We start from the raw sequence: 6,833 nt of genomic DNA on the forward strand, positions 1-6,833 counted from the left end.
TGACCTTCTTCCTGTCATGGTTGGACTTAAGACCTCGAGAGGCTAGGCACCAAAACTAGCCTGGAGCTGGCGGAGATAAAGAAAACACGAAGAGCGGAGGAGCGATTCGATGTTGCCTTATCGTACAGAAGTGAGGGAAGTCTCACTAGACGCTAGGTGCTGGAGCTGGATAGCACTCCATGCGGTTTAGGTACTGACTAGTGACTAAATCTGTATAGTTGAGTGTAAGAACGGGAGAAGGAGCTAGGCGAGACCCCACAGGGAGTGAAGCGAGCGAGGAGGCTTGCCAGTTCCCCCGCAGGAAAGCGAGTTGTTTCCGTAGCCAGCCCCTCTCTATATGAGCAACGGACCCAAGTTATCTCGAAACTGTGTCTTCCGCAATCTGGCCCTGTTGTTTAATAAGCTATTAAGTTTCCATGCAATACTTATATGCTTATATATTTTTCTAGGAACACAAAAAAAGACGCAAGTGTACGGCTTGCGTCGAAACGTAGGGAAAATGTCACGGTGTGGTAAACCATGAATCTATAACCATTAATTATAGATACCCTATTATATGTAGTCTTTTCTCTTTTGTATTGGTGGATGACCTATATAATCTAGAAACTTTAAAATCATATTGATCTTATAGAAAGTAGACAGATGTACAGGCGCAAACCTTTATCCTACATAGAATGATAAGGAATGATCAATAAGAAGAGGAGAGATATTTAATGTCATATCATTCAAAAAAAGGGAACTGCGTTCGTGATATTCTAGAAAAAATTCTAGCTGCTCAAGAAGAAGTGGCTTTGGCTGACGAGTGTGATGTCAGCTGTGAACGGTCTATTCGTGATCTAGTAGGGCCTGCTACAGGCGGAAACGGGGATACAACCATTCCTTTCATTCTTTATTGCGAAGATTGCAAACCTTTCTTTGCCAGTGGTATTAAAAAGATTAACGGAACGTTCTACTGCGTAGAGACTCCAATCTTCAAAGCTATTAAATTTACAGATGACAAGAGAAACTGCATCAAACTTGAACTGCTTAAACCAGATAACAATAGCATGGCCTTAAACAGGCATTGCAGCAAAAAAGATGTATGCGATTTAGTAAACGGAGTTACGGAATTCAAATCTACAGGAATCTGTATGACGTTTGACCTTGACTGCATCTGTGGAATTACATGTCTTGATACAACTACACCGGTCCCTGTAACAGAAGCCGACTTTACTCATGGGCACGTTCACGAAGGTTAATTAAAATAAACCAGGGGGGAAATCCCTGGTTTATTTTAAAGATTTTAAATGGACAACCTGTCTACGCCTGGTTTCTAAAAAAACAATAGACTTGTTTTGCTAAGCTTTTTAACCTCTAACCACGGGAGAGAGACTCCATGTGCCAAATTGTTTGCGGATATGAACGACCTGTCCGATATGATAGGCATTGTGAATAAAAAGGTGGGCCAGGGTAGCAGCCCATTTCTCAAGCTTATCGTCACTGCACCGCTTGATTTCTTTACGAAATTCGGCAAAAACAATGCTGTTATTCACAGCTATCTGTCTCCATGACAGGCTTCCATGACTCTGGAACGTGTCATAGTATCTGGGAAGTTCATCTATTTCCTCTCCCCTGAAGCGGCATAAATAACGATAGTTGTAAAAGTAGAGATGATTGAGGAGTTCTGCAATAGAGTGGGTTTGTTCATCTTCCGGTCTTTCATGAACCTGATAATCTTCTAAATCCCGAATAGACATTTCATAGCAGACAAACCAGTTGTTTTCGTCATAAATGGCGGCTAGTTGTTCTAATAATACCTCTCTCATTGTCATGCTTTTCGCCTCCAAATATTAAATTAATATTATATTCGACAGATCTTTTATAAATCCTTTTTATTTTTTAAGAATTGCTATTAAATTTACCGATTATTCTCCATTCACTTTTCAAATGTATTATAATAACTCATAAGGTTTCCTTGTTTTTCCACACACGAGAAATGATAGCAGCTTAGCGACATGAGAGGAGATATAGAATGCAAAGAAATAAAGAACTGCATGATTTTTTGCTCCACAAAGCAGAAGATTTAACTGAGCAATGGTACGAGTCCCTGGATAAAAGTGATCCTAGAGGGGTTTACGCTTCCAAAGATCCTAAAGTCATTGAAACGTTAAAAGGGCAGAACTTTGAATTTCATCAGCACTTATGTAAGGTCTTTATTCAACCAATGGATCAGTTTCTTGAAGAGTTTGACGATTGGGTTATGAAAATAGCCAGTGATCCGGAGCATCTTAGTACGCCTACCTATCTTATTATGAGAGAGTTCTTACGAGTTCGTGATCAATATTTATATTTTGTCAAAGAGTTTATTGCCGTGTCCCATCACACCTATACTCAGGAGCAGATTGATCGATGGAAAGAGGTACTCATTAAAGCATTTGATATCGTAACGATGCGAGTAGTTGAAGAAAAATCCAATCAACTTGATACACGGATAGACAAACAGCAGAAAACGATTAATGAACTTAGCTCACCCCTTATTGACCTTTCAAATGGACGAGCCTTGCTTCCCCTTGTTGGAGATATTGATTCTTCACGGGCCAGTGCCATTATGGATAACACTTTAAAAGGGTGCACCGATAAAGGAATTGACCAGCTTTTTATTGATCTGTCAGGTGTGTACTTAGTCGATACAATGGTAGCTCACCAAATCTTTCAATTGATCAGCGGGCTTCAGCTGATCGGAGTTTCTACCACCCTTTCAGGTATTCGCCCTGAAATCGCTCATACTGCTGTCCAGCTGGGCATTGACTTTGGTCAAATATCGATAACCCCTACTCTTGCCCAAGCCATCGATCGTGATCCTATATATACTTCTAAACCCTCTTCTTAATAGAGGGTTTTTTCAATAAACCATTTGTGTATATATGAAAAGGCAATCTACCGAAATACTTAAAGTGATTGTGAACAGTCCTTCCATCCCATTCCAAATATAAAAAGGAACTCCTCATTAGGAGTCCCTTCTCATTTCATATTTTATCTAATTTGACCCGTACCTTTCATAAGGAACTTCACAGTCGTAAGTGCTGGAAGACCCATTGGACCACGGGCATGTAATTTTTGTGTGGAAATGCCGATTTCTGCTCCGAAACCTAGAGCGCCTCCATCCGTAAAACGAGTCGAAGCATTGTGGTAGATCGCTGCTGCGTCTACGATAGCTAAGAATTTATCAGCTGCATCCTGATTTTCTGTGACGATGGCTTCAGAGTGTTTTGTGCCGTACGTTTCGATGTGCGCAATAGCATCAACAAGATCGTCGACAGCTTTCACAGCGATATCTGTACTTAAATATTCATTTTTCCAGTCGTCTTCACCAGCAGGCACGGCGTCTGGAAAGATAGTAAGGACGTGCTCGTCTCCATGAACATGGATGTTTTCTTTCTTCAAAGCACTAATTAACTCTTCACTGTGTTGAGCCAGCCATTCCTTGTGAACAATTAAGGTTTCTGCTGCGTTACACACGGCAGGGCGGTCTGTTTTAGCATTCACAAGGATGCTGATCGCTTTTTCTACATCGGCATCTTTATCAACATAGATATGGCAGTTTCCTACCCCTGTTTCAAGCACAGGGACCGTTGCGTTTTCCACTACTGCCTGAATCAGTTTACCTCCGCCGCGTGGGATGAGTACGTCAACATGCTCTTTCATTGTGAAAAGCTGGTTTGTTGCAGCACGGTCTGTGGACGCGATAAACTGCACGGCTTCTTGTGGAATTTTTGTTTCCGCCAGGGCTTTGTGGATGACTTCCACGATAGCCTGGTTAGAATGAATGGCTGAGGATCCGCCTTTCAGCACGATCGCGTTTCCGGATTTTAGTGCAAGACCTGTTGCGTCTACAGTTACGTTTGGACGAGCTTCATAGATCATGCCAATTACGCCAAGAGGCACGGTAACTTTTTCAACTTGAAGACCGTTTTCAAGTGTCCAGTCTGAAAGCTTCTTACCAGTAGGATCTTCAAGTTCGGCTACGTCACGTAACCCTTGGGCAAAGTCACGAATTCGCTCTTGTGACAAAGAAAGACGATCCATAAATGCTTCTGTAAAGCCTTGTTCTCTTCCATTTCGTAAATCCTTCTCATTTGCAGCAAGAATTGTTTCGAAATCACGTTCCAGAACATCCGCGATATGGTGAAGAGCATCATTTTTTTCCTTATCTGAAAGAATCATTAAACTCTTAGAAGCTTTCTTAGCTTCAATCGCCTGTGCTTCAACATTCACATTATCTTTTGTTAGTGTCATCAAAGACCTCCTTGATATTTTTAAACGCCTACGGGCAGAGTTACGTCTAAATGGCAGACAAAATCTTTTCGTTCAATCGCTGCCTTTTCATAAGATTCAAGTTCAGGTTCTGTTAGAGTAATCATTTCCTTCATTTGCTCTGAGGAATAATTTACTACGCCTAGACCAATTTCTTCGCCTTCTAAATCATGAATACGTACAACTGCACCTTTTTTGAAACGTCCTTTTACGTGGTGCACATTCATAGGAAGCAAGCTTCTCTTCATTTCTACAATAGATTCTTTAGCGCGATGGTCAATAATGACTTCGCCTTCAGGACCGGAATTAAAAGCGATCCATTGTTTCTTCTGATCGAGATTCTCCGTTTCCGGTGCGGTTTCGAAATAGGTACCTCTTGCGTTGTGATAGACAGCATCATAAACAATGTTGTCGGTACCTGCTTTTCCTAAGAAAGAAGATATACCGGAAGCCATAGAAATCTTGAAGGCGTCTATTTTGGACTTCATGCCTCCTGTACCGACGGCACTCCCTGGGTCGCCAGCTGCTGCTTCAATCTCTGGGGTGATTTCGTGGACTTTATTGAGAAGTTCAGCATCCTCATTTTTTCTAGGATCTGCATCATATAAACCATCGATATCCGATAAGATCACTAATTGATCGGCATCGACAAGTCCAGCTACTTTAGCGGACAATGTATCGTTGTCACCGAATTTCAACCGGTCAATGGTGATGGTGTCATTTTCATTTACAATGGGGATAATTCCGCGTTCAAGCAATACGTTAATAGTATTACGAGCATTGTTATAACGATCTTCATCAGAAAAATCACTGCGTGTGATTAATATCTGGGATCCAATATAACCATTAGACAGGAATAGATCGGAATACGATTCCATCAGTAATCCCTGACCAATAGAGGCGGCGGCTTGTTTTTCAGGTAAAGTGCTTGGACGCTCCAGGCATCCGAGCTTACGGTAGCCAGCCGCTACTGCACCCGAGGATACGAGTAATACTTCGTGGCCATCGTCCTTTAATTGGACGACTTCATCTACTAGTTTTTCGAGTTTTCGACGGCTAATTTCACCGTGCAAACTGGTTAAAGAACTGCTTCCTATTTTTATAACTACCCTTTTTTTATCTTGAGTCAACATATCACTCCTATTTAACGTATTGCGTCGAGTTTATTATTTACTGCTATTTACTTACTGCCTACTAACAGGCCTTCTATTTCTTTACTGAGTTCTTTCGAGCGTCCGGCTGCACCTTTAATTGCTGCTGAGATCGCGTCTCCACCGCCGCTTTGTTCCAGTGCATCAAGACCAGCTGCTGTCGTTCCGTTTGGAGAGGTAACTTTTTTACGAAGCTCTGCTGGGCTTTCTTCGCCCTCCAGCATCATTTTTGCTGCACCGAGTAAGGTTTGTGCTCCAATTTCCCTGAGAGTTTTGGAATCCATACCCTCTGCACGGCCAGTTTCCTCAATGTGCTCCATTAAATAGTAAAAATAAGCAGGACCGCTTCCGGCAATTCCGGTAAAGACATCCATTTTATCCTCTGGAATAATGAAAACTTCTCCAATAGACTGTAGGAGAGCTTTAGACACTAGAACATTTTCCATGTCTGTATAGTGGCCTGGGCACATTGCTGTTGCTGATTCGCGAAGCGTGCTGGATGTATTCGGCATCACTCGAATGACTTCTTGACCATCATTCAGACGGTCTTCCATATATGAAGTAGAAATGCCAGCGAGCACGGATACAAGTACTTGATTCGGATTTAACTTATAACGTAAGTCTTCAAGTACGGCATCAATATCTTTTGGCTTCATAGCCAGAATAAGTTGATCAACTTGTGAAAAGTCTAAATCATCTTTTAATACTGTACGTACACCATATTTATCATTAATCTCATTTAATCGATCTTGATTACTTCGATTGGTTACAATGATCTGATCTGCTGAAATGTTCCCGGATTCAACCATACCTGAAATCATAGCTTCAGCCATAGAGCCTGCACCTAGAAAAGCAATCGTTTGTTTGATCATTTGAGTTAATCTCTCCCGTTCGTATTTTTTGTTCGCTTTCTTTATGACGTTTTTCATCATAACACTGGCAAAAATTGAATCAAGGGGTATTTACCAAATGATGTCTATAAGAGCCAATTAGTTAGTGTAAACGGTTTCACAGAGAGATATTTATATCTCATCGCTTCTCATCGCGAATAATGGCTTCTCACGGCTGTATTTGCGAACTGATTTTTTACGAATTCCCATATAAAACCCAATAATATGAATTACTTAAATATTCAAAAAACTTATCACAGCAAGGGTTATAGCAATTTTCCAAGACCCCTTCCCTACCCTCAAGTTGCGTAATACAGAAAAGCTCCCTTTTGTTGAAGACTCAGTTTCGAGATAAATGGGTCCGTTACGTTAGATGGATAAGGGCTGGTGGGGAAATAACTCGCTTTCCTATGGGGGAACGTTGAGCTTCCTCGCTCGTTTCACTCCCTGCGGGATCTCACCTAGTTCCTTCTCCCATGGGAGTCTCGCCATTTCCCCA

At 41.5% G+C, this 6,833-nt stretch carries 6 protein-coding genes; 2 read left to right on the forward strand and 4 right to left on the reverse strand.

The annotated features are described in order from the left end of the window. Positions 1 to 713: 713 nt before the first annotated feature. Positions 714 to 1,238: a CotY/CotZ family spore coat protein gene (locus WAM07_RS09525; RefSeq protein WP_422166349.1), complete on the forward strand. Its 525-nt coding sequence runs from the start codon at positions 714 to 716 to the stop codon at positions 1,236 to 1,238. Between the two features lie 108 nt (positions 1,239 to 1,346). Here WAM07_RS09525 and WAM07_RS09530 read toward each other — a convergent pair whose 3' ends face one another. Beyond that, positions 1,347 to 1,811, reverse strand: a complete 465-nt coding sequence (locus WAM07_RS09530) for a DinB family protein (RefSeq protein WP_422166351.1) — start codon at positions 1,809 to 1,811, stop codon at positions 1,347 to 1,349. Between the two features lie 200 nt (positions 1,812 to 2,011). On the opposite strand from WAM07_RS09530, the gene WAM07_RS09535 reads away from it, so the two are divergent. Next, a complete protein-coding gene (locus WAM07_RS09535; protein ID WP_422166353.1) occupies positions 2,012 to 2,869 on the forward strand; it encodes an STAS domain-containing protein in 858 nt (285 codons plus the stop codon). Positions 2,870 to 3,012: 143 nt separating this feature from the next. On the opposite strand, the gene WAM07_RS09540 is transcribed toward WAM07_RS09535, so the two are convergent. Genes WAM07_RS09540 through proC form a run of 3 tightly spaced genes read right to left on the reverse strand, consistent with a single transcriptional unit; the run spans position 3,013 to position 6,316 of the window. Then, on the reverse strand, positions 3,013 to 4,275 hold the full coding sequence (locus tag WAM07_RS09540; protein WP_422166355.1) for a glutamate-5-semialdehyde dehydrogenase: 1,263 nt from the start codon (positions 4,273 to 4,275) through the stop codon (positions 3,013 to 3,015). A gap of 20 nt (positions 4,276 to 4,295) precedes the next feature. Beyond that, positions 4,296 to 5,426 carry a glutamate 5-kinase gene (proB, locus tag WAM07_RS09545; RefSeq protein WP_422166357.1) on the reverse strand — a complete coding sequence of 377 codons (1,131 nt, stop codon included), beginning with the start codon at positions 5,424 to 5,426 and terminating at the stop codon, positions 4,296 to 4,298. A 47-nt stretch (positions 5,427 to 5,473) separates the two neighbouring features. Further along, entirely contained in the window at positions 5,474 to 6,316 is an 843-nt protein-coding gene (gene proC / locus WAM07_RS09550; RefSeq protein ID WP_422166359.1) for a pyrroline-5-carboxylate reductase, read from the reverse strand. Between the last annotated feature and the right edge of the window lie 517 nt (positions 6,317 to 6,833).

Origin of the sequence: Halobacillus sp. (genome assembly GCF_049282395.1) — a bacterium.
Classification (GTDB): Bacteria; Bacillota; Bacilli; order Bacillales; family Halobacillaceae; genus Halobacillus.

Coding starts and splice junctions, on each gene's coding strand:
- WAM07_RS09530 (WP_422166351.1), bottom strand. CDS start 1,811: ATGACAATGAGAGAGGTATTATTAGAACAACTAGCCGCCATTTATGAC.
- WAM07_RS09540 (WP_422166355.1), bottom strand. CDS start 4,275: ATGACACTAACAAAAGATAATGTGAATGTTGAAGCACAGGCGATTGAA.
- proB (WP_422166357.1), bottom strand. CDS start 5,426: ATGTTGACTCAAGATAAAAAAAGGGTAGTTATAAAAATAGGAAGCAGT.
- proC (WP_422166359.1), bottom strand. CDS start 6,316: ATGATCAAACAAACGATTGCTTTTCTAGGTGCAGGCTCTATGGCTGAA.
- WAM07_RS09535 (WP_422166353.1), top strand. CDS start 2,012: ATGCAAAGAAATAAAGAACTGCATGATTTTTTGCTCCACAAAGCAGAA.
- WAM07_RS09525 (WP_422166349.1), top strand. CDS start 714: ATGTCATATCATTCAAAAAAAGGGAACTGCGTTCGTGATATTCTAGAA.